Here is an 18,885-nt window from a genome sequence, read left to right as displayed (position 1 = left end):
CTACACTTTTTTTAGCTTTTTACTGACCAGCGTACCGTTTCGCCACCCAGGAAAGGCACCAGAGTATCGTCTTCCAACGCTATGCTCTCAGGAACAAGGTGCTCCATGCGTTCCAGCTCAATAAAGGTCTCATTTACCGGCAAACCATAGAACTGTGGGCCGTTGAGTGAGCAGAAGGCTTCGAAATGGTCCAGCGCATTCATCTCTTCAAACACGGTGGCATAGCTGCCTAGTGCGGTCGGTGCATTAAAGCATCCAGCACAGCCACAGCTTGACTCTTTGCGATGACGTGCGTGCGGCGCTGAGTCGGTACCGAGGAAGGCGCGCGTAAACCCGCTGGCAACCAGTTCACGCAGCGCCTGTTGGTGGACGTTACGTTTGAGGATCGGCAGGCAGTACAGGTGAGGACGAATCCCGCCAACCAGCATGTGGTTGCGGTTAAACATCAGGTGCTGTGGCGTAATAGTCGCTGCCAGAAGCTCGTTACCGTCGCGCACGTATTCGGCAGCATCTTTGGTAGTGATATGCTCGAACACTACTTTCAGCGAGGTCAAACGCTGGCGCAGCGGTTCCATCACCGTTTCAATAAAGCGCGCTTCGCGATCGAAAATATCGATATCTGCATGCGTCACTTCGCCGTGCACCAGCAGCGGCATACCCAATTTTTCCATCCTCTCCAGCACCGGCATGATGGCGTCAATAGAGGTTACGCCATGCGTCGAGTTGGTGGTGGCATTGGCCGGATAGAGTTTTGCTGCGGTGAATACGCCTTCGTTAAATCCACGTTCCAGCTCGTTGGGATCCAGCGTATCCGTTAAGTAGCAGGTCATTAATGGTGTGAAGTCGTGTCCAGCAGGTACCGCGTCAAGAATGCGCTGGCGATAAGCGATAGCCGCGTCAACCGTGGTGACGGGCGGTGCCAGGTTCGGCATGACAATGGCGCGACCATAAATTTCACTGGTGTAGGGCACGACAGTTTTTAACATGTCGCCATCGCGAAAGTGAAGATGCCAGTCGTCTGGGCGGCGGATCTTTAAAACCTGGGATGGTGCAGTCATTAATATGCTCCGGCTGAGGATAGTCTTTTTTGCCGGAAACAAAGGATAAGCGGAAACGTTTTCGTTTGCACGAAAAAAAAGGGCGCATCGGCGCCCTCAGTTTTATTAGTCGGTGAACGGGATGATGATTTCCCCCGGTTTCACCTCAATTCCCTTCGCCAGTTTTTTCGCCAGTGCTTCACCCTGGCTACTGTCATCCTGCAGAATGTAGGCTGGCTGCTGGTTGAAATAGTTACGCAGCGACTGGTTTAAATAAGGCATCAGCGTTTGCAGTACCGACTGCATTTTTTCTGGTGTAACGGTCGCATCCACGACTTCCATCTCTTGCAGATAAATTGCGCCTTTCTCTTTGTTGAATACCGGTAAGGCTTTTAACTTCAGCTTCATGGTCGCTTTTTGGCTGCCAAACAGGGAATTCATGTCCAGGTTGGCATCACCGGTCAGCGTCACTTTATTGGGTTCTTCACGGCCAATCTGACTGGCGAGATTATTTAGTACGATGTGTGCTTCAGCAACGCCGGGCAAGCCGATATCTTTAGAAAAGTTATTATGCTTTGCCAGGGCCTGATTAATTTCTTGCTCGCTAACCGTGTATTGCGTGAGTTGATTACAACCAACCAACAGGCCGCTGACAATCAGTGCAGCGGCAAAAAAAAACTTTTTCATGGGGTTCCTCAACATGATGCATGTGGCGTAATCGTGACACAAAGCATCATCGAGTACCAGCGCCCCGGACGCCAGCAGAAAAAACTGAAAAGCGCCCGGACGTAGGTTCGGCTATCAGGCGTCTGGCTCCAGCATGCCTCTCGTTGGGCGTTTGAGACTGAATTGCCAGCCCAGCGCCAGGAAGGTGATGAGGCCGATAATACCGAGCATCATCCAGGGCAACTCAGGCTGTGCCAGGGCTTTGCCCATGTCAAACAGCCAGCCGCCGCCGATATATCCAATTGCGCCGCCGATAGCGAGCCCCAGTCGACTGAAGCCCATATAGCTTCCTCGGGCACGTGCATTCGCCAGTGAGGCGCTAAGGGTTTCACGCGCTGGTTCGGCGATGATCGAGCCAATATAGAACGTACAGATCAGGGTGAACAACTGCTGCAAATTCCCCACCAGACCGATCGGCATCATGCTCAGAGACATCACCAGCAGACCGGCCATCAGACGATGTTCAAGGCGAAAACGTTTTTCACTCCAGCGGGCAATTGGGTAGAGCAGCGTCAATGAGAGGCACGCCTCGATGGCATACATCCATTTCACGGCGGCCGGTGAACCTGCGATGTCGTTCACCATGATTGGCAGCATCAGCATCACCTGTACCGCCAGCATGTAATAGCCCGCCAGCGTCAGCACATAGGTGACAAAGCGCTTGTCATGCATCACGTGGCTCATCCCTTCGCGCACTGGAATTTTCACCGTCGACAGCTTCCATGCCGGGAGCAGCCAGGCGTTAAACGCCGCGCACAGAACGAACAAAATTGCGCCGGTGGCACAGACAAGACGGAAATCGTATTGCAATAACCAACTGCCAAGCAACGCGCCAACCACGGCCCCGGCGCTATCCTGCATCATCAGAATAGAGAAAAAGCGCCCGCGCTTTTCCGGGCGGATCAGTTTAACCACCAGCGCCGAGCGGGGTGGGTCGAATAGTGTACCGCCCAGTCCGGAGAGAAAGCAGGAAAACCACAGCAGCCACGGCTCATGGGCAATGCCCATGGTGGCGAACCCGGCAGCGCGCATCAGCATGCCGGTGACGATCATCGGTTTTGCACCGAAACGGTCCGCAATAGCACCGCCGAAAATACCCAACCCCTGCTGGATAAATTGACGTAATCCTAGTGCAATACCGACCATCACGGCGGCCCAGCCCATTTGGTCGACGAAACGAATTGAGATCAGCGGGAAAACGACGAAGAAACCCAGCACGACCAGCATATTATCGATGAGAAGGAAGTATTTACCCAGGTTCCTTGCCTGCGAGACTTGCGACATTTCCCCTCCAGGGAAAAACTCGTCACTCTGGATAGAGTTTAAAAGATAAGCACCTCCTATTCTGCGGTGTCGTCATCGCTTTTCCCACCCTTCGCGGGACAATATTTTTTTATCAAAAGTCCGTCTTGATAGAGAGTTTTCATCAAAATGTGTGAATAATTCAAAAAATGGCATTTTGCTCTTTTCACAGGGCGTATTCGCACAGGTATAGTAATGCGAATAGCGTATTGAAGACGTTACGGGAAGGAGTAGGTATAGAATGTTTGGCTATCGCAGTAACGTGCCAAAAGTGCGCTTAACCACCGACCGCCTGGTCGTGCGTTTAGTGCATGAGCGTGATGCCTGGCGTCTGGCAGATTATTACGCAGAAAATCGTCATTTCTTAAAACCCTGGGAACCTATTCGCGATGAAAGCCACTGCTATCCGTCCGGCTGGCAGGCGCGTCTGAGCATGATCTCTGAGTTTCATAAACAGGGCACCGCCTATTATTTTGCGCTGCTCGATCCGGACGAAAAAGAGATTATCGGCGTTGCGAACTTCTCAAACGTGGTGCGGGGATCCTTCCATGCCTGTTATCTCGGCTACTCCATTGCGCAGAAATGGCAGGGGCAGGGGCTAATGTATGAAGCCTTAACCTCGGCCATCCGTTATATGCAGCGCACGCAGCATATTCACCGCATTATGGCTAACTACATGCCACATAATAAGCGCAGCGGTGACCTGCTGGCGCGACTGGGTTTTGAAAAAGAAGGGTATGCCAAAGACTACCTGCTGATTGACGGGCAGTGGCGCGATCACGTGCTGACGGCGTTGACCACATCAGAATGGACCCCCGGCCGCTAAGTTTCAGATGCAGCCATGATTAATGGAGAAGACGATGAAATACGAATTAACCGCCACCGAAGCACGAGTGATTGGCTGTTTATTAGAAAAACAAGTGACCACGCCGGAACAGTACCCACTCTCCGTTAATGGAGTCGTAACAGCCTGCAATCAAAAAACGAATCGTGAACCGGTGATGAACCTGTCGGAATCGGACGTGCAGGAGCAGTTGGATAACCTGGTTAAGCGACATTTTCTGCGCACGGTGAGCGGTTTTGGCAATCGCGTCACGAAATATGAGCAGCGTTTCTGCAACTCTGAATTTGGCAATCTGAAGCTTAGTGCCGCAGAGGTGGCCATAATCACCACACTGCTGCTGCGGGGCGCTCAGACGCCTGGTGAACTGCGTAGCCGCGCATCCCGTATGTACGAATTCAGCGATATGGCCGAAGTGGAGTCGACGCTGGAAAATCTGGCGAACCGGGAAGATGGGCCTTATGTGATCCGCCTGGCGCGTGAGCCGGGCAAACGTGAAAGTCGCTATATGCACCTGTTTTGTGGTGAGGTTGATGAAGCCATTGCCGCGGCAGATGAACCCCCTGTAGCCTCCGGCGATCTGCAGGCGCGCGTGGAAGCGCTGGAAACGGAAGTCGCAGAGCTTAAGCAGCGACTTGATTCCTTGCTGGCGCACCTGGGAGACTAACGTGAAAAAATTACGTATCGGCGTAGTCGGCCTGGGCGGTATTGCACAAAAGGCCTGGCTACCCGTGCTAGGCACCTCCGCGGACTGGACGCTGCAAGGCGCATTTTCACCTTCACGCGATAAAGCACAGCGTATCTGTGACACCTGGCGAATACCCTACGTGGATTCATTGAAGAATCTGGCGCAAACCTGCGACGCGGTTTTCGTCCATTCCAGTACCGCGACGCACTATGCGGTAGTTAGTGAATTGCTGAATGCCGGAGTTCACGTGTGTGTGGATAAACCGCTGGCGGAAAACCTGCACGAGGCTGAGCAACTGGTCGAGCTGGCCGCGCGGAAAAAACTCACGCTGATGGTCGGGTTTAACCGTCGATTTGCACCGCTGTACCAGGATCTCAAAACCCAGTTGAGCACCGCAGCGTCTGTACGTATGGATAAGCACCGTACGGATAGCGTTGGGCCGCACGATCTGCGCTTCACTCTGCTGGACGACTATCTGCACGTGGTCGATACCGCTTTGTGGCTGGCGGGAGGGCAGGCGCAGTTAAAAAACGGCACGCTGCTGACCAATGAATCTGGTGCGATGCTCTACGCCGAGCATCATTTTTCTGTCGGTCAAATGCAGATAACGACCAGTATGCATCGCCGTGCCGGTAGCCAGCGCGAGAGCGTGCAGGCGGTGACGGACGGCGGCCTGATTGACGTAACTGATATGCGGGAATGGCGGGAAGAGCGTGGGCAAGGTGTTGTTCATAAGCCGATAGCGGGCTGGCAAACGACCTTAGAACAGCGTGGTTTTGCCGGATGTGCGCGTCATTTCATTGAGTGCGTGCAAAATCAGACGGTTCCCCAGACGGCAGGCGAGCAGGCGCTACTGGCCCAGCGTGTTGTTGAAAAGCTGTGGCGGGAGGCGATGGCTGAATAACCCCCTGTAACATCTGGCGGTAGTAATTCATTGTAATCCAGGTACTATATGCCCACTCAAAATAACACCTCTTTTCAACCATAGGCTGGTTTGTCGGCCTGATAAGGTGCCAGGGTGTCGCCATCAGGCACAGCAAAAGTGTCGGATGGCGGCGAGAATGCCTTATCCGACCTACGGGCAGGTTTGTCGGGGGTTTGCCTCAGAGTCTGGAATACAACATAGATGAATTTATTAAAGTCGCTGGCAGCCGTCAGCTCGATGACGATGTTTTCACGTGTGCTGGGTTTTGCGCGTGATGCGATTGTCGCCAGAATCTTTGGTGCAGGGATGGCGACAGATGCCTTTTTTGTGGCATTCAAACTTCCTAACCTGTTGCGCCGAATTTTTGCCGAAGGCGCATTTTCGCAGGCATTTGTGCCGATTCTTGCTGAGTACAAAAGCAAGCAGGGGGAAGATGCTACCCGCGTGTTTGTTGCCTACGTTTCCGGACTGTTGACGCTGGCGCTGGCCGTGGTGACGGTAGCCGGGATGTTGGCTGCGCCATGGGTGATATTAGTCACCGCGCCGGGATTTGCCGACACAGCGGATAAATTTGCGCTGACCACTCAACTGCTGCGGATCACTTTTCCCTATATTCTACTGATTTCACTGGCCTCACTCGTTGGTGCGATCCTTAATACCTGGAACCGCTTTTCCATTCCTGCGTTTGCCCCGACCTTTCTGAATATCAGCATGATCGGCTTCGCGCTATTTGCGGCACCCTATTTTAACCCGCCGGTGCTGGCGCTGGCGTGGGCCGTTACGGTTGGTGGCGTGCTACAGCTGATTTATCAGCTTCCGCACTTGAAGAAAATTGGCATGCTGGTGCTGCCGCGCGTGAACTTCCGTGATGCGGGGGCGATGCGTGTCGTCAAGCAAATGGGCCCGGCGATCCTTGGGGTATCGGTCAGCCAGATTTCACTGATCATCAATACGATTTTCGCCTCGTTTCTGGCCTCTGGCTCAGTTTCATGGATGTATTATGCCGACCGTCTGATGGAGTTTCCGTCCGGTGTTCTGGGCGTGGCGCTGGGGACTATCCTGCTGCCATCGCTGTCCAAAAGCTTTTCCAGCGGTAATCATGATGAATATTGTCGCCTGATGGACTGGGGCCTGCGCTTGTGTTTCCTGTTGGCATTACCGAGTGCCGTAGCGTTGGGTATTCTGGCCAAACCGCTGACGGTGTCTCTGTTCCAGTACGGTAAATTTACCGCCTTTGATGCCGCGATGACCCAGCGTGCGCTGGTGGCGTACTCGGTAGGTTTGATTGGCTTGATCGTGGTGAAAGTGTTGGCTCCGGGCTTTTACTCGCGCCAGGATATTAAAACGCCAGTGAAGATTGCCATTGTGACGCTGATTATGACCCAGGTGATGAACCTGGCGTTTATCGGGCCGTTAAAGCATGCCGGATTGTCGCTGTCGATTGGTCTGGCGGCATGTCTGAACGCTTCACTGCTGTACTGGCAACTGCGGAAACAGAAAATCTTTACCCCACAACCGGGCTGGACCTGGTTCCTGGCGCGTCTGGTGATTTCCGTGCTGGTGATGTCTGCGGTGCTGGTTGGGATGCTCTACATCATGCCGGATTGGTCGCAGGGAACGATGTTGTGGCGTCTGCTGCGTCTGATGGCGGTCGTGGTGGCAGGTATTGCCGCTTACTTCGCAGCACTCGCCGTACTGGGCTTTAAAGTAAAAGAGTTTGTGCGCCGGACGGCGTAATGGATCAATGCCGGATGGCGGCATAACGCCGTATCCGGCCTACAAAAGGCGTAGGCCTGATAAGCAAAACGTTATCAGGCTGACATCAAATAGAGAATTTTTTCCCGCCGCGGTGCGCAGCAGAGGTTTGACCGTTTGCGCCATACAACGCCGGTTCCTGGTGCGGTTTCAGCACTTGTATTGCTTGTTGATTACGCTCGATCTGCCCTTCCAGCAGCCAACCGTTGTGCTGGTTGAGGTCGCGTAAATGCTGTGTTTTCTTGGTGATAGTCTGCCAGCGTTCAGCAATCTCATCATTGGCGCTGCGCGTGGCGTCATGTTCCAGGCGGCGCTGCTGCTCAAGATAATCAAGGGTTGCCAGCAAGGAGCTTTTTTCTTCTGTAATACGCTGTAGCTGGCTGCCGTTGATATGCCCTGCGGAAAGCTGCTGCTGTTCAGCATCCATTACCGTTTTCAGGTCATTGAGGACGGTCGTCATCTGGTCAAGTATTTCTGACAAACGAGTCATACTTTATTTACTCTGTAGGTAGCTCTGCGCCTCGCGAATCAGCGAGTCGGCAATTTTTCCGGTATCCATTTTCAATTCACCGTTACGGATTGCGGTTTTCAGTGCTTCCACACGTTCCATATTGATGTCATTGGTGCCGGGCTGCATCAGTTTGGCCTGAGCGTCGCTCAGCATGACGCTGGTGCTGGTGGTCGCGGTGGTTTTTTCCTTCCGCGCTTTTTGCACCGGCGCATCGCTGGTTTCACGCGGCTGAACGGTGCTTACTGGCTTCAATGGTGAGGTACGATCAATGCTCATTTTATTTTTCCTCATCGAGGGGTTACGCTATAGCGGCCCGCTGTAATCATTGGTTGTTTATCTATCGGCACACGCTAAAAAATCTTTAACCTATTATAGGTTAATAAGAATATTCCCATCAGAATCGACGACGCCGCTCACCACCTGGCCTGAAATCATCCGCACTCGCGCATTCTGTGCGACAGCGGCGTTGTTCAGCGCTTTACCTTCGGCATTGACCCGAAAGCCATCTCCGTTAGCAATTACCAGCACGCGCTGACCGGCCTTGATCCGCCATGCCTGGCGCAACATCGAAAGCTGTATCGGTTGGCCCGGCACCAGATCGCGCAGGCTCACTGCATCCTGCACCTGACTCATATCCAGCACCGCGCGCGGCGGTAGTTGGTCCAGTCGACCACGTTTCAGCGTTACGCTGGCTGGGGTCAAGGTGCTACCTCGCGCTACGGACGCAGCGGCAACAACGTAGTTTCCCGTCGCCTGCACGTTCACTTGCAGATAACGTTTTTCGTTGGCACAGCGGGCCAGCACATTCACATTGCCCCACAGTTTCGCGCTACCTGACACGCTTAATGCTGGTTGTTCGCAGTTGGGCAATAAGTTTGGTGACGTTCGGATAGTGACCACCACCTCATCGCTAAATCCGGCCAGGCGCTGGGAAAACCATGCCGTTAGCTGCGAATTCAGGTCTTGCGCCAGCGTCATAGGGCTGAACAGCAGTGCTGCCACGACTATTCCACGTTTAAACGTTTGCATCAAAACCTCGCGCTTTTTCAGGTAGTGGCAGGATTTTACCTGTGTGACGCAGTCATCAACGCAACAAATAGCGACGCATTTTGCGTTTATTCCGGCGATAACGCGCGCGTAATGGGATTTAAGCTGTCGGCTGAATTTTGTCATTTGCGGAGGAGATATGCTCGATAAGCTCGACGCCGCCTTACGTTTTCAACAGGAAGCGCTGAATTTGCGCGCCCAACGCCAGGAAATATTGGCGGCCAACATTGCCAATGCCGACACGCCGGGGTACCAGGCGCGCGATCTGGATTTCGCCAGTGAATTAAAAAAAGTCATGGTGCGAGGACGGGAAGAAACCGGCGGCGTTTCGTTGACGCTGACCTCTGCACAACACATCCCAGCCCAGACCGTTTCTGCGCCGTCTACGGAGCTGCTCTACCGTATTCCTGACCAGCCGTCTCTTGATGGCAACACGGTAGATATGGACCGGGAGCGCACGCAATTTGCAGACAACAGCCTCAAATATCAAATGGGGCTGACGGCGCTGGGTGGACAAATCAAAGGCATGATGAACGTGCTGCAAGGAGGGAACTAATTCGTGGCGCTGTTAAATATTTTTGATATCGCAGGTTCTGCGCTGACGGCTCAGTCTAAACGCCTGAACGTCGCGGCCAGCAACATGGCGAATGCGGATAGCGTCAGCGGACCCGACGGTCAGCCGTATCGCGCGAAGCAGGTTGTTTTTCAGGTAGATGCTGCGCCAGGTGCGGCAACCGGTGGCGTAAAAGTTGCTGACGTCATTGAAAGTCAGGCGCCGGATAAGCTGGTTTATGAACCCGGTAATCCGCTGGCCGATGCGAACGGCTACGTAAAAATGCCGAATGTGGACGTTGTTGGCGAGATGGTCAACACCATGTCTGCCTCACGTAGCTACCAGGCAAACGTCGAAGTGCTCAACACCGTGAAAAGCTTGATGCTTAAAACGCTGACGCTAGGCCAGTAAAGGAGGCGCACATGTCTATTGCTGTAAAAATGAATGACCCGAGCACGACGGGGGTTAATGCCGCCACGGGGAACAGCTCCCTGACGGGCAGCAACGCCGCTGACCTGCAAAGCAGCTTTCTTACGCTGCTGGTTGCACAACTGAAAAACCAGGACCCTACCAACCCGTTGCAAAACAACGAACTGACTACCCAGTTGGCGCAAATCAGTACCGTGAGCGGGATTGAGAAACTGAACACCACGTTAGGGTCGATCTCCGGGCAGATCGACAACAGTCAGTCGCTGCAGGCCAGTACGCTGATTGGCCACGGGGTCATGATCCCGGGTACCACCATCCTGACCGGTAAAGGGACAGAAGAGGGTGCCAAAACCACGACAACACCATTTGGAATTGAGCTGCAGCAACCGGCAGATAAGGTTACCGCAACCATTACCGATAAAGACGGCAAAGTGGTGCGCACCATTGACATTGGCGGGTTGAAAGCAGGCGTTCATACCTTTACCTGGGACGGCACCATGACCGATGGCACGGATGCACCAAGCGGTTCTTACAACGTGTCAATTGCTGCCAGTAATGGCGGAACGCAACTGGTGGCCCAGCCGCTTCAGTTTGCGCTGGTGCAGGGCGTTATTCGCAGTAACGGCGGTAATACGCTGGATCTGGGCACCTATGGAACCACCACCCTCGACGAAGTACGGCAGATAATTTAAGCCTTCACACTTATCAGGAGTAAGTCATGGCCTTTTCTCAAGCGGTCAGCGGTCTGAACGCTGCAGCGACCAACCTCGATGTCATTGGTAACAACATCGCCAACTCCGCCACCTACGGTTTTAAATCTGGCACGGCATCTTTTGCCGATATGTTTGCCGGTTCGAAAGTCGGTTTGGGCGTTAAAGTTGCGGGTATTACTCAGGACTTTACCGACGGTACTACCACCAACACCGGACGTGGTCTGGACGTTGCTATCAGCCAGAACGGTTTTTTCCGTATGGTAGACAGCAACGGTTCCGTTTTCTATAGCCGTAACGGTCAGTTCAAGCTCGATGAAAACCGCAATATCGTTAACATGCAGGGGCTGCAGCTGACGGGCTATCCGGCTACCGGTACACCACCGACGGTTCAGCAGGGTGCGAACCCGGCACCGATCACTATCCCGAATACGCTGATGGCGGCTAAATCCACCACCACTGCGTCAATGCAGGTCAACCTGAACTCCACTGACAAGGTTCCTACCAAGACCCCGTTTAACCCAAGCGATGCTGATTCCTACAACAAAAAAGGCAGTGTTACCGTTTTCGATAGCCAGGGTAATGCCCATGACATGAACATTTTTTATGTCAAAAATAAGGAGAGCAACACCTGGGAAGTCTTCACTCAAGATGCTTCTACTGGGGATGCTGAGAAATCAGCCGGGTTTATGCGTTTTGATAATAATGGTTTGTTTTTAGGTATTAGCGCCACGGCAGCCGAAGTACCACCGACGGCTCCAGCCGTCTGGCCAAAGGATATCAAAATTACAACCGGTCCGATCAATGGCGCAGTTCCGGCGAACTTCTCCCTGAGCTTCCTGAACTCCATGCAGCAGAACACCGGTGCCAACAACATCGTTGCCACGAATCAGAACGGCTACAAGCCGGGCGATCTGGTGAGCTACCAGATTAACAATGACGGTACGGTGGTCGGTAACTACTCCAATGAACAGCAACAGGTTCTGGGGCAGATCGTGCTGGCAAACTTTGCCAACAACGAAGGTCTGGCGTCTCAGGGCGATAACGTTTGGGCGGCGACTCAGTCTTCCGGCGTGGCGCTGCTGGGTACCGCAGGCGAAGGCAACTTCGGCAAGCTGACCAACGGTGCGCTGGAAGCGTCAAACGTGGATTTGAGTAAAGAACTGGTGAATATGATTGTCGCCCAGCGTAACTATCAGTCGAACGCGCAGACCATCAAAACCCAGGATCAGATCCTCAACACGCTGGTCAACCTGCGCTAAGCGCCTGACGGGATGGCTTAATGGATCACGCAATTTATACCGCCATGGGCGCGGCCAGTCAGACGCTGAATCAACAGGCGGTGACGGCCAGCAACCTGGCAAACGCCTCCACGCCAGGGTTTCGTGCGCAGCTCAATGCACTGCGCGCGGTTCCTGTAGAAGGATTGTCTTTACCGACGCGTACGCTGGTGGTGGCCTCCACGCCGGGGGCTGATATGACGCCCGGTCAGATGGACTATACCTCCCGCCCGCTGGATGTGGCGCTGCAACAGGATGGCTGGTTGGCTGTGCAGACCGCAGACGGTAGCGAAGGATATACCCGTAACGGCGCTATTCAGGTAAGTCCAACGGGTGAACTGACTATTCAGGGACACCCGGTAATTGGCGAAGCCGGACCGATAGCCGTACCAGAAGGCTCGGAAGTCACCATTGCGGCGGACGGGACAATTTCTGCACTTAACCCAGGCGATCCGGCTAATACGGTCGCGCCAGTGGGACGGTTGAAGTTGGTGAAGGCTACAGGGCTTGAAGTGCAACGTGGCGATGACGGTATGTTCCGTCTGACCCAGGCCGCGCAGGCTACCCGCGGTGCAACGTTACAGGCCGACCCCAGCATCCGTGTGATGTCGGGCGTGCTGGAAGGCAGTAACGTTAAACCGGTTGCTGCGATGAGCGACATGATCGCCAACGCCCGCCGCTTTGAAATGCAGATGAAAATTATCAGTAGCGTGGATGATAACGCGGGCCGCGCCAACCAACTGCTGTCGATGAGTTAATACAGGACATTTTATGATCAGTTCATTATGGATCGCCAAAACCGGCCTGGATGCACAGCAAACCAACATGGATGTGATTGCCAACAACCTGGCAAACGTCAGCACCAACGGATTTAAACGCCAACGTGCCGTGTTTGAGGATCTGTTGTACCAGACGATTCGTCAGCCTGGCGCACAGTCTTCTGAGCAGACCACACTGCCGTCTGGTTTGCAGATTGGTACCGGTGTACGTCCGGTTGCGACCGAGCGTTTACACAGTCAGGGTAACCTGTCGCAGACTAACAACAGTAAAGATGTGGCGATTAAAGGCCAGGGCTTTTTCCAGGTCATGTTGCCCGATGGTACGTCCGCTTATACCCGCGACGGTTCTTTCCAGGTGGATCAGAACGGTCAGTTGGTGACGGCGGGTGGTTTTCAGGTTCAGCCTGCCATCACCATTCCGGCTAACTCGCTCAGTATCACCATTGGACGCGACGGTATTGTCAGCGTGACCCAACAGGGGCAGGCGGCACCTGTTCAGGTAGGACAGCTTAACCTGACAACCTTCATGAACGATACCGGTCTGGAAAGCATTGGTGAGAATCTGTACACCGAAACGCAGTCATCCGGTGCGCCGAATGAGAGCACGCCGGGGCTGAACGGCGCGGGTCTGCTGTATCAGGGCTATGTTGAAACCTCTAACGTCAATGTGGCGGAAGAGCTGGTAAACATGATCCAGGTTCAGCGCGCTTACGAAATCAACAGTAAAGCGGTATCGACCACCGATCAGATGCTGCAAAAACTGACGCAACTCTAAAGTGGAGTCCGGTGGGGTGAAAACCTCACCGGCACACTGATTTTGAAGATGACCGCAATGCGAAAATACGCGCTTCACCCATACCCAATTTTAGCCCTGCTGGTGGTTTCACTAACAGGATGTGCCTGGATCCCGGCCACGCCGCTCGTGCAGGGCGCAACGTCTGCTCAGCCGGTTCCAGGCCCGACGCCGGTGGCGAATGGCTCAATCTTCCAGTCGGCACAACCGATTAACTATGGTTATCAGCCACTCTTTGAAGATCGTCGTCCACGCAATATTGGCGATACGCTGACCATCGTATTGCAAGAAAACGTCAGCGCGAGCAAAAGCTCCTCGGCAAACGCCAGCCGCGACGGCAAGACCAACTTTGGTTTTGATACCGTACCGCGCTACCTGCAAGGGCTGTTTGGTAACGAACGTGCCGACGTAGAAGCCTCCGGCGGCAACACCTTTAACGGTAAAGGCGGCGCGAACGCCAGCAATACCTTCAGCGGTACGTTGACCGTGACGGTCGATCAGGTACTGGTGAATGGCAATTTACATGTCGTGGGTGAAAAACAGATCGCCATTAATCAGGGCACTGAGTTCATTCGCTTCTCCGGGGTCGTTAACCCGCGCACCATCAGTGGCAGCAACTCCGTACCGTCAACCCAGGTTGCGGACGCGCGTATTGAGTACGTCGGTAACGGCTACATCAATGAAGCGCAGAATATGGGCTGGTTGCAGCGTTTCTTCCTTAACTTGTCGCCGATGTAAGCGAGGTACCCAGTGTTTAAATCTTTTGTTGGAATGGTACTGGTGCTGATAACCACCTTTGCGCATGCTGACCGTATTCGTGACCTGACAAGCGTTCAGGGCGTGCGGGAAAACTCGCTGATAGGTTATGGGCTGGTAGTCGGTCTGGATGGTACGGGTGACCAGACCACCCAGACGCCGTTTACGACGCAAACGCTCAATAACATGCTTTCGCAGTTGGGGATAACCGTGCCAACTGGCACCAATATGCAGCTGAAAAACGTGGCGGCGGTGATGGTTACCGCGTCGTTTCCTGCATTCGGTCGTCAGGGACAAACCATTGACGTGGTGGTTTCCTCTATGGGGAATGCCAAAAGCCTGCGCGGCGGTACGCTGCTGATGACCCCGTTAAAAGGGGTCGATAGTCAGGTGTATGCCTTGGCACAGGGGAATATTTTGGTGGGCGGTGCGGGCGCGGCTGCAGGTGGCAGTAGTGTGCAGGTTAACCAGCTCAATGGTGGACGCATTACCAACGGCGCGATTATCGAACGTGAATTACCCAGCCAGTTCGGCGGTGGTAACACCATTAATCTGCAGCTTAATAATGAAGATTTCACGATGGCGCAGCAGATTACCGACACCATCAACCGCGCGCGTGGCTTTGGTAGCGCAACGGCGTTGGATGCCCGAACCATTCAGGTTCGCGTACCAAGCGGCAACAGCTCGCAGGTGCGTTTCCTCGCTGATATCCAGAATATTGAGGTGAACGTCACGCCGCAGGATGCGAAAGTGATTATCAACTCGCGCACCGGATCTGTCGTCATGAACCGTGAAGTGACGCTGGATAGCTGTGCCGTGGCACAAGGCAACTTGTCGATCACGGTGAACCGCCAGGCGAACGTCAGCCAACCGGACACACCGTTTGGTGGTGGACAAACCGTGGTGACGCCACAAACCCAGATTGACCTGCGCCAGAGCGGTGGTTCACTGCAAAGCGTGCGTTCCAGCGCCAACCTGAACAATGTGGTGCGTGCGCTGAATGCGCTGGGGGCAACGCCGATGGATCTGATGTCCATTCTGCAATCGATGCAGAGCGCGGGTTGCTTACGCGCCAAACTGGAAATCATCTAATGATTGGTGACAGCAAACTGCTGACCAGCGCGGCCTGGGATGCGCAATCACTGAACGAACTGAAAGCGAAAGCGGGTCAGGATCCGGCGGCGAATATCCGTCCGGTCGCCCGTCAGGTTGAAGGGATGTTCGTGCAGATGATGCTGAAAAGCATGCGTGAAGCGCTGCCGAAAGATGGCGTGTTTAGCAGCGATTCAACGCGCTTGTATACCAGTATGTATGACCAACAAATTGCGCAGCAAATGACCGCAGGCAAAGGTCTGGGGCTGGCTGAAATGATGGTCAAGCAGATGACTGAAGGGCAAGCGCAACCTGCGGATGACGCGCCGCAGGTGCCGATGAAGTTTTCACTGGAAACGGTGACCAGCTATCAAAATCAGGCATTGACGCAACTGGTCCGCAAAGCCATCCCCCGGGCGACGGAAAGCAATGATGAGCCGCTGTCAGGTGACAGTAAAGACTTCCTCGCCCAGCTATCGCTGCCGGCTAAGCTGGCCAGCCAGCAAAGCGGCGTCCCGCATCATCTGATTCTGGCACAGGCGGCGCTGGAATCCGGATGGGGGCAGCGACAAATTCGCCGTGAGAACGGTGAACCGAGCTTTAACATTTTTGGCGTGAAGGCTTCAGGAAGCTGGAAAGGTCCAACCACTGAAATCACCACGACTGAATATGAGAACGGTGAGGCGAAAAAGGTGAAAGCCAGATTCCGCGTCTATAGCTCTTACCTTGAGGCGTTGTCGGATTATGTCGGTCTGATATCGCGTAACCCGCGCTATGCGGCAGTGACCGCTGCCGCGACAGCCGAGCAAGGGGCGCAGGCATTGCAAAATGCGGGTTACGCCACGGACCCTAACTATGCGCGAAAATTAACCAGCATGATCCAGCAGTTGAAATCGATGAGTGAAAAAGTGAGCAAAACCTACAGCACGAACATCGATAATCTCTTTTAAATAGCTCAAGTCTACCGACCTGCTGCCGATAATAACGAGTATTGAAGGATTACAAGGAACCTCCATGTCCAGCTTGATTAATAACGCGATGAGTGGACTCAGCGCAGCGCAGGCCGCGTTGAATACTGCCAGTAACAACATCTCCAGCTATAACGTTGCCGGATATACCCGACAGACGACAATTATGGCGCAAGCGAACAGCACGCTGGGTGCGGGGGGCTGGGTAGGCAATGGTGTCTATGTTTCTGGTGTACAACGTGAATATGACTCCTTTATCACTAACCAGTTGCGAGCAGCGCAGAACCAGAGCAGCGGTCTGACGACACGTTATGAGCAAATGTCAAAAATCGACAATCTGCTCTCCAGCAAAACCAGTTCTATTTCGACCTCCATGCAGGACTTTTTTACCAGCCTGCAAACGCTGGTCAGCAACGCCGAAGATCCGGCGGCACGCCAGGCGCTAATCGGTAAAGCTGATGGATTGGTAAATCAGTTTAAAACGACCGACCAGTATCTGCGCGATCAGGATAAGCAGGTCAATACCGCGATTAAAGCCAGCGTTGATCAGATCAACAACTATTCGAAACAAATTGCCAGCCTCAACGACCAGATTTCTCGTATGACAGGCGTCGGCGCAGGTGCGTCTCCTAACGACCTGCTTGACCAGCGCGATCAGCTGGTCAGTGAATTGAATCAGATTGTCGGTGTTGAAGTCAGCATTCAGGATGGAGGCACTTACAACCTGACCATGGCCAACGGCTATTCGCTGGTGCAGGGCAGCAATGCGCGTCAACTGGCGGCAGTGCCTTCCAGCGATGATCCTAATCGTACAACCGTGGCCTACGTTGATGGCGTTGCCGGAGCTGTTGAAATTCCGGAGAAACTGCTGAATACCGGTTCACTGGGCGGACTGCTCACCTTCCGTTCTCAGGAGCTGGATCAGACGCGTAATACCCTCGGCCAACTGGCGCTTGCATTTGCCAGTGCATTTAACGCCCAGCATAAAGAAGGTTTTGATGCCAACGGCGATCAGGGTAAGGATTTCTTTGCTATCGGCAGCCCGGAAGTCTTCAACAACGCGAAAAATACGGGTACAGGATCGTTAAGCGCTAAGATCACTGACAGCTCCGCTGTGCAGGCGACAGATTATAAAATCGTTTTTGATGGGACGGACTGGCAGGTTACTCGCCTGGCGGATAATACCAGCTTCAAAGCCACCGTGACCGGTGGAAAAATGTCCTTTGACGGGATGGAAATCACCGTTAATGCTGGCGCGAAAGCTAATGACAGTTTTACTGTAAAACCCGTGAGTAACGCTATCGTTGATATGAAAGTTATGGTGACCGACGAGTCGAAAATCGCCATGGCTCAAGTGTCTAAAAATGATACGGACCCCACCATCGATAAAGGCAAGAGCGACAACCGTAACGGTCAGAAACTGTTAGATCTGCAAACCAAAGCGACTGTCGGCAATAAGACCTTCAACGATGCATATGCCACGCTGGTAAGCGATGTCGGGAACAAAACCGCTACGCTGAAAACCAGTGCCACCACCCAGAACAACGTGGTGACACAGCTTTACCGGCAGCAACAATCTATTTCCGGCGTTAACCTCGACGAAGAGTACGGTAATTTACAGCGTTTTCAGCAGTATTACCTGGCTAACGCGCAAGTGCTGCAGACCGCGAATGCGTTGTTTGATGCACTGATTAATATCCGCTAAGGGAGAGGGACACAATGCGTATCAGCACCCAGATGATGTACCAGCAGAATATGCGTGGCATCACTAACTCTCAGGCTGAATGGATGAAGTTCGGCGAGCAGATGTCAACGGGCAAACGCGTGATCAACCCATCAGACGATCCGATTGCCGCCTCGCAGGCCGTGGTACTTTCTCAGGCTCAGGCGCAGAACAGCCAATATACGCTGGCACGCTCATTCGCGACGCAAAAGGTGTCGCTGGAAGAGAATGTTCTGAGCCAGGTGACGACGGCAATTCAGGCTGCACAGGAAAAAATCGTTTATGCCGGGAACGGAACGTTAAGTGATGATGACCGTGCATCGCTGGCCACCGACCTGCAGGGGATCCGCGATCAGCTGATGAACCTGGCAAACAGTACCGACGGTAATGGTCGCTATATTTTCGGTGGATATAAAACAGAATCCGCACCGTTTGCCCAGGCAGATGGCGCTTACAGCGGCGGTACAACAAACGTTACCCAACAGGTCGATGCCTCCCGAACCATGGTGATTGGTCATACTGGCGATAAAGTATTCGCCAACCTGACCAGCAACGCTGTACCGGAACCTGGTGGCGGCACTCAGGAAAAGAACCTGTTCAAAATGCTGGATACCGCTATTGATGCGCTCAAAACCCCTATTGAGGGTAATGACGTGGCAAAAGCTACCGCCGCTGCTGCCATTGATAAAACCAACCGTGGCCTGAAAAACTCGTTGAATAACGTCCTGTCCGTTCGTGCAGAATTAGGTACGCAGCTGAGTGAATTAAGCTCGCTGGATTCACTGGGTGCCGATCGTGCATTAGGCCAAACTCAGCAGATGAGTAATCTGGTGGATGTCGACTGGAACGCCGCGATCTCGTCTTATGTCATGCAGCAAGCTGCGCTACAGGCATCATACAAAGCGTTTACCGATATGCAGGGAATGTCGTTGTTCCAGCTCAATCGTTAACGCCTCGTTTTGAAACATAT

21 protein-coding genes are annotated in these 18,885 nt (G+C 53.5%); 15 read left to right on the top strand and 6 right to left on the bottom strand.

Going from position 1 to position 18,885, the window contains the following annotated elements:
• Window positions 1-11: 11 nt before the first annotated feature.
• The 3 genes from pyrC to mdtH form a co-directional block, all read right to left on the bottom strand.
• The gene (pyrC, locus tag ACHHZ7_RS08930; RefSeq protein WP_008784353.1) at window positions 12-1,058 is read right to left on the bottom strand and encodes a dihydroorotase; all 1,047 of its coding nucleotides are present in this window, start codon (window positions 1,056-1,058) and stop codon (window positions 12-14) included.
• A gap of 105 nt (window positions 1,059-1,163) precedes the next feature.
• On the bottom strand, window positions 1,164-1,724 hold the full coding sequence (locus ACHHZ7_RS08925) for a lipoprotein (protein WP_020996498.1): 561 nt from the start codon (window positions 1,722-1,724) through the stop codon (window positions 1,164-1,166).
• Between the two features lie 114 nt (window positions 1,725-1,838).
• On the bottom strand, window positions 1,839-3,047 hold the full coding sequence (gene mdtH, locus ACHHZ7_RS08920) for a multidrug efflux MFS transporter MdtH (RefSeq protein ID WP_003832142.1): 1,209 nt from the start codon (window positions 3,045-3,047) through the stop codon (window positions 1,839-1,841).
• Between the two features lie 259 nt (window positions 3,048-3,306).
• Here mdtH and rimJ point away from each other — a divergent pair, with 259 nt between their 5' ends.
• The 4 genes from rimJ (at window position 3,307) to murJ (ending at window position 7,256) form a co-directional block, all read left to right on the top strand.
• Window positions 3,307-3,891, top strand: a complete 585-nt coding sequence (rimJ, locus tag ACHHZ7_RS08915) for a ribosomal protein S5-alanine N-acetyltransferase (RefSeq protein ID WP_003832145.1) — start codon at window positions 3,307-3,309, stop codon at window positions 3,889-3,891.
• A gap of 34 nt (window positions 3,892-3,925) precedes the next feature.
• Entirely contained in the window at window positions 3,926-4,573 is a 648-nt protein-coding gene (locus ACHHZ7_RS08910) for a YceH family protein (protein WP_020996497.1), read from the top strand.
• Window position 4,574: 1 nt separating this feature from the next.
• Window positions 4,575-5,498, top strand: a complete 924-nt coding sequence (locus ACHHZ7_RS08905; RefSeq protein WP_048235654.1) for a Gfo/Idh/MocA family protein — start codon at window positions 4,575-4,577, stop codon at window positions 5,496-5,498.
• A gap of 222 nt (window positions 5,499-5,720) precedes the next feature.
• Window positions 5,721-7,256: a murein biosynthesis integral membrane protein MurJ gene (gene murJ, locus ACHHZ7_RS08900; protein ID WP_008784357.1), complete on the top strand. Its 1,536-nt coding sequence runs from the start codon at window positions 5,721-5,723 to the stop codon at window positions 7,254-7,256.
• Between the two features lie 85 nt (window positions 7,257-7,341).
• Here murJ and flgN read toward each other — a convergent pair whose 3' ends face one another.
• The 3 genes from flgN to flgA all read right to left on the bottom strand — a co-directional run bounded on the left by flgN (window position 7,342) and on the right by flgA (window position 8,814).
• Window positions 7,342-7,764 (bottom strand): flagella biosynthesis chaperone FlgN, encoded by a 423-nt coding sequence (flgN, locus tag ACHHZ7_RS08895; protein ID WP_003036178.1) that lies wholly within the window; start codon window positions 7,762-7,764, stop codon window positions 7,342-7,344.
• Window positions 7,765-7,767: 3 nt separating this feature from the next.
• Window positions 7,768-8,061 (bottom strand): flagellar biosynthesis anti-sigma factor FlgM, encoded by a 294-nt coding sequence (gene flgM, locus ACHHZ7_RS08890; RefSeq protein WP_003832153.1) that lies wholly within the window; start codon window positions 8,059-8,061, stop codon window positions 7,768-7,770.
• Between the two features lie 93 nt (window positions 8,062-8,154).
• Complete coding sequence (gene flgA / locus ACHHZ7_RS08885; protein ID WP_008784358.1) at window positions 8,155-8,814, bottom strand: flagellar basal body P-ring formation chaperone FlgA; 660 nt, start codon at window positions 8,812-8,814, stop codon at window positions 8,155-8,157.
• 157 nt (window positions 8,815-8,971) lie between these two features.
• On the opposite strand from flgA, the gene flgB reads away from it, so the two are divergent.
• From flgB to flgL, 11 genes are all read left to right on the top strand, one after another.
• A complete protein-coding gene (gene flgB, locus ACHHZ7_RS08880) occupies window positions 8,972-9,388 on the top strand; it encodes a flagellar basal body rod protein FlgB (protein ID WP_003036189.1) in 417 nt (138 codons plus the stop codon).
• A gap of 3 nt (window positions 9,389-9,391) precedes the next feature.
• Window positions 9,392-9,796 (top strand): flagellar basal body rod protein FlgC, encoded by a 405-nt coding sequence (gene flgC, locus ACHHZ7_RS08875; protein WP_003036191.1) that lies wholly within the window; start codon window positions 9,392-9,394, stop codon window positions 9,794-9,796.
• 11 nt (window positions 9,797-9,807) lie between these two features.
• Window positions 9,808-10,506 (top strand): flagellar hook assembly protein FlgD, encoded by a 699-nt coding sequence (gene flgD / locus ACHHZ7_RS08870; RefSeq protein ID WP_008784359.1) that lies wholly within the window; start codon window positions 9,808-9,810, stop codon window positions 10,504-10,506.
• A gap of 26 nt (window positions 10,507-10,532) precedes the next feature.
• A complete protein-coding gene (gene flgE, locus ACHHZ7_RS08865; protein ID WP_008784360.1) occupies window positions 10,533-11,786 on the top strand; it encodes a flagellar hook protein FlgE in 1,254 nt (417 codons plus the stop codon).
• Window positions 11,787-11,806: 20 nt separating this feature from the next.
• A complete protein-coding gene (locus ACHHZ7_RS08860) occupies window positions 11,807-12,562 on the top strand; it encodes a flagellar basal body rod protein FlgF (protein ID WP_003832161.1) in 756 nt (251 codons plus the stop codon).
• 13 nt (window positions 12,563-12,575) lie between these two features.
• Entirely contained in the window at window positions 12,576-13,358 is a 783-nt protein-coding gene (flgG, locus tag ACHHZ7_RS08855; protein ID WP_003036202.1) for a flagellar basal-body rod protein FlgG, read from the top strand.
• 57 nt (window positions 13,359-13,415) lie between these two features.
• Window positions 13,416-14,114, top strand: coding sequence for a flagellar basal body L-ring protein FlgH (flgH, locus tag ACHHZ7_RS08850; protein WP_016152630.1), 699 nt, complete (start codon window positions 13,416-13,418; stop codon window positions 14,112-14,114).
• A gap of 33 nt (window positions 14,115-14,147) precedes the next feature.
• Entirely contained in the window at window positions 14,148-15,224 is a 1,077-nt protein-coding gene (locus tag ACHHZ7_RS08845; RefSeq protein ID WP_050579918.1) for a flagellar basal body P-ring protein FlgI, read from the top strand.
• A complete protein-coding gene (gene flgJ, locus ACHHZ7_RS08840; protein WP_016152632.1) occupies window positions 15,224-16,174 on the top strand; it encodes a flagellar assembly peptidoglycan hydrolase FlgJ in 951 nt (316 codons plus the stop codon). Before ACHHZ7_RS08845 ends, flgJ begins: the two co-directional genes overlap by 1 nt.
• 64 nt (window positions 16,175-16,238) lie before the next feature.
• Window positions 16,239-17,897 (top strand): flagellar hook-associated protein FlgK, encoded by a 1,659-nt coding sequence (gene flgK / locus ACHHZ7_RS08835; protein ID WP_008784364.1) that lies wholly within the window; start codon window positions 16,239-16,241, stop codon window positions 17,895-17,897.
• A gap of 14 nt (window positions 17,898-17,911) precedes the next feature.
• Window positions 17,912-18,865, top strand: a complete 954-nt coding sequence (gene flgL, locus ACHHZ7_RS08830; protein ID WP_008784365.1) for a flagellar hook-associated protein FlgL — start codon at window positions 17,912-17,914, stop codon at window positions 18,863-18,865.
• Window positions 18,866-18,885 lie beyond the last annotated feature (20 nt).

The sequence above is a fragment of the Citrobacter freundii complex sp. 2024EL-00216 genome, from assembly GCF_043945515.1.
GTDB classification, from domain to species: Bacteria; Pseudomonadota; Gammaproteobacteria; order Enterobacterales; family Enterobacteriaceae; genus Citrobacter; species Citrobacter portucalensis.
This window is presented reverse-complemented; position numbering and strand designations above follow the sequence as displayed.

What these genes read in the sequence shown, in the direction of transcription:
- mdtH (WP_003832142.1), bottom strand. Translation starts at nt 3,047, where the DNA reads ATGTCGCAAGTCTCGCAGGCAAGGAACCTGGGTAAATACTTCCTTCTC.
- flgD (WP_008784359.1), top strand. Translation starts at nt 9,808, where the DNA reads ATGTCTATTGCTGTAAAAATGAATGACCCGAGCACGACGGGGGTTAAT.
- flgK (WP_008784364.1), top strand. Translation starts at nt 16,239, where the DNA reads ATGTCCAGCTTGATTAATAACGCGATGAGTGGACTCAGCGCAGCGCAG.
- flgA (WP_008784358.1), bottom strand. Translation starts at nt 8,814, where the DNA reads ATGCAAACGTTTAAACGTGGAATAGTCGTGGCAGCACTGCTGTTCAGC.
- flgN (WP_003036178.1), bottom strand. Translation starts at nt 7,764, where the DNA reads ATGACTCGTTTGTCAGAAATACTTGACCAGATGACGACCGTCCTCAAT.
- ACHHZ7_RS08910 (WP_020996497.1), top strand. Translation starts at nt 3,926, where the DNA reads ATGAAATACGAATTAACCGCCACCGAAGCACGAGTGATTGGCTGTTTA.
- flgB (WP_003036189.1), top strand. Translation starts at nt 8,972, where the DNA reads ATGCTCGATAAGCTCGACGCCGCCTTACGTTTTCAACAGGAAGCGCTG.
- flgG (WP_003036202.1), top strand. Translation starts at nt 12,576, where the DNA reads ATGATCAGTTCATTATGGATCGCCAAAACCGGCCTGGATGCACAGCAA.
- rimJ (WP_003832145.1), top strand. Translation starts at nt 3,307, where the DNA reads ATGTTTGGCTATCGCAGTAACGTGCCAAAAGTGCGCTTAACCACCGAC.
- ACHHZ7_RS08925 (WP_020996498.1), bottom strand. Translation starts at nt 1,724, where the DNA reads ATGAAAAAGTTTTTTTTTGCCGCTGCACTGATTGTCAGCGGCCTGTTG.
- flgL (WP_008784365.1), top strand. Translation starts at nt 17,912, where the DNA reads ATGCGTATCAGCACCCAGATGATGTACCAGCAGAATATGCGTGGCATC.
- flgM (WP_003832153.1), bottom strand. Translation starts at nt 8,061, where the DNA reads ATGAGCATTGATCGTACCTCACCATTGAAGCCAGTAAGCACCGTTCAG.
- pyrC (WP_008784353.1), bottom strand. Translation starts at nt 1,058, where the DNA reads ATGACTGCACCATCCCAGGTTTTAAAGATCCGCCGCCCAGACGACTGG.
- ACHHZ7_RS08860 (WP_003832161.1), top strand. Translation starts at nt 11,807, where the DNA reads ATGGATCACGCAATTTATACCGCCATGGGCGCGGCCAGTCAGACGCTG.
- ACHHZ7_RS08845 (WP_050579918.1), top strand. Translation starts at nt 14,148, where the DNA reads ATGGTACTGGTGCTGATAACCACCTTTGCGCATGCTGACCGTATTCGT.
- flgH (WP_016152630.1), top strand. Translation starts at nt 13,416, where the DNA reads ATGCGAAAATACGCGCTTCACCCATACCCAATTTTAGCCCTGCTGGTG.
- flgJ (WP_016152632.1), top strand. Translation starts at nt 15,224, where the DNA reads ATGATTGGTGACAGCAAACTGCTGACCAGCGCGGCCTGGGATGCGCAA.
- flgE (WP_008784360.1), top strand. Translation starts at nt 10,533, where the DNA reads ATGGCCTTTTCTCAAGCGGTCAGCGGTCTGAACGCTGCAGCGACCAAC.
- murJ (WP_008784357.1), top strand. Translation starts at nt 5,721, where the DNA reads ATGAATTTATTAAAGTCGCTGGCAGCCGTCAGCTCGATGACGATGTTT.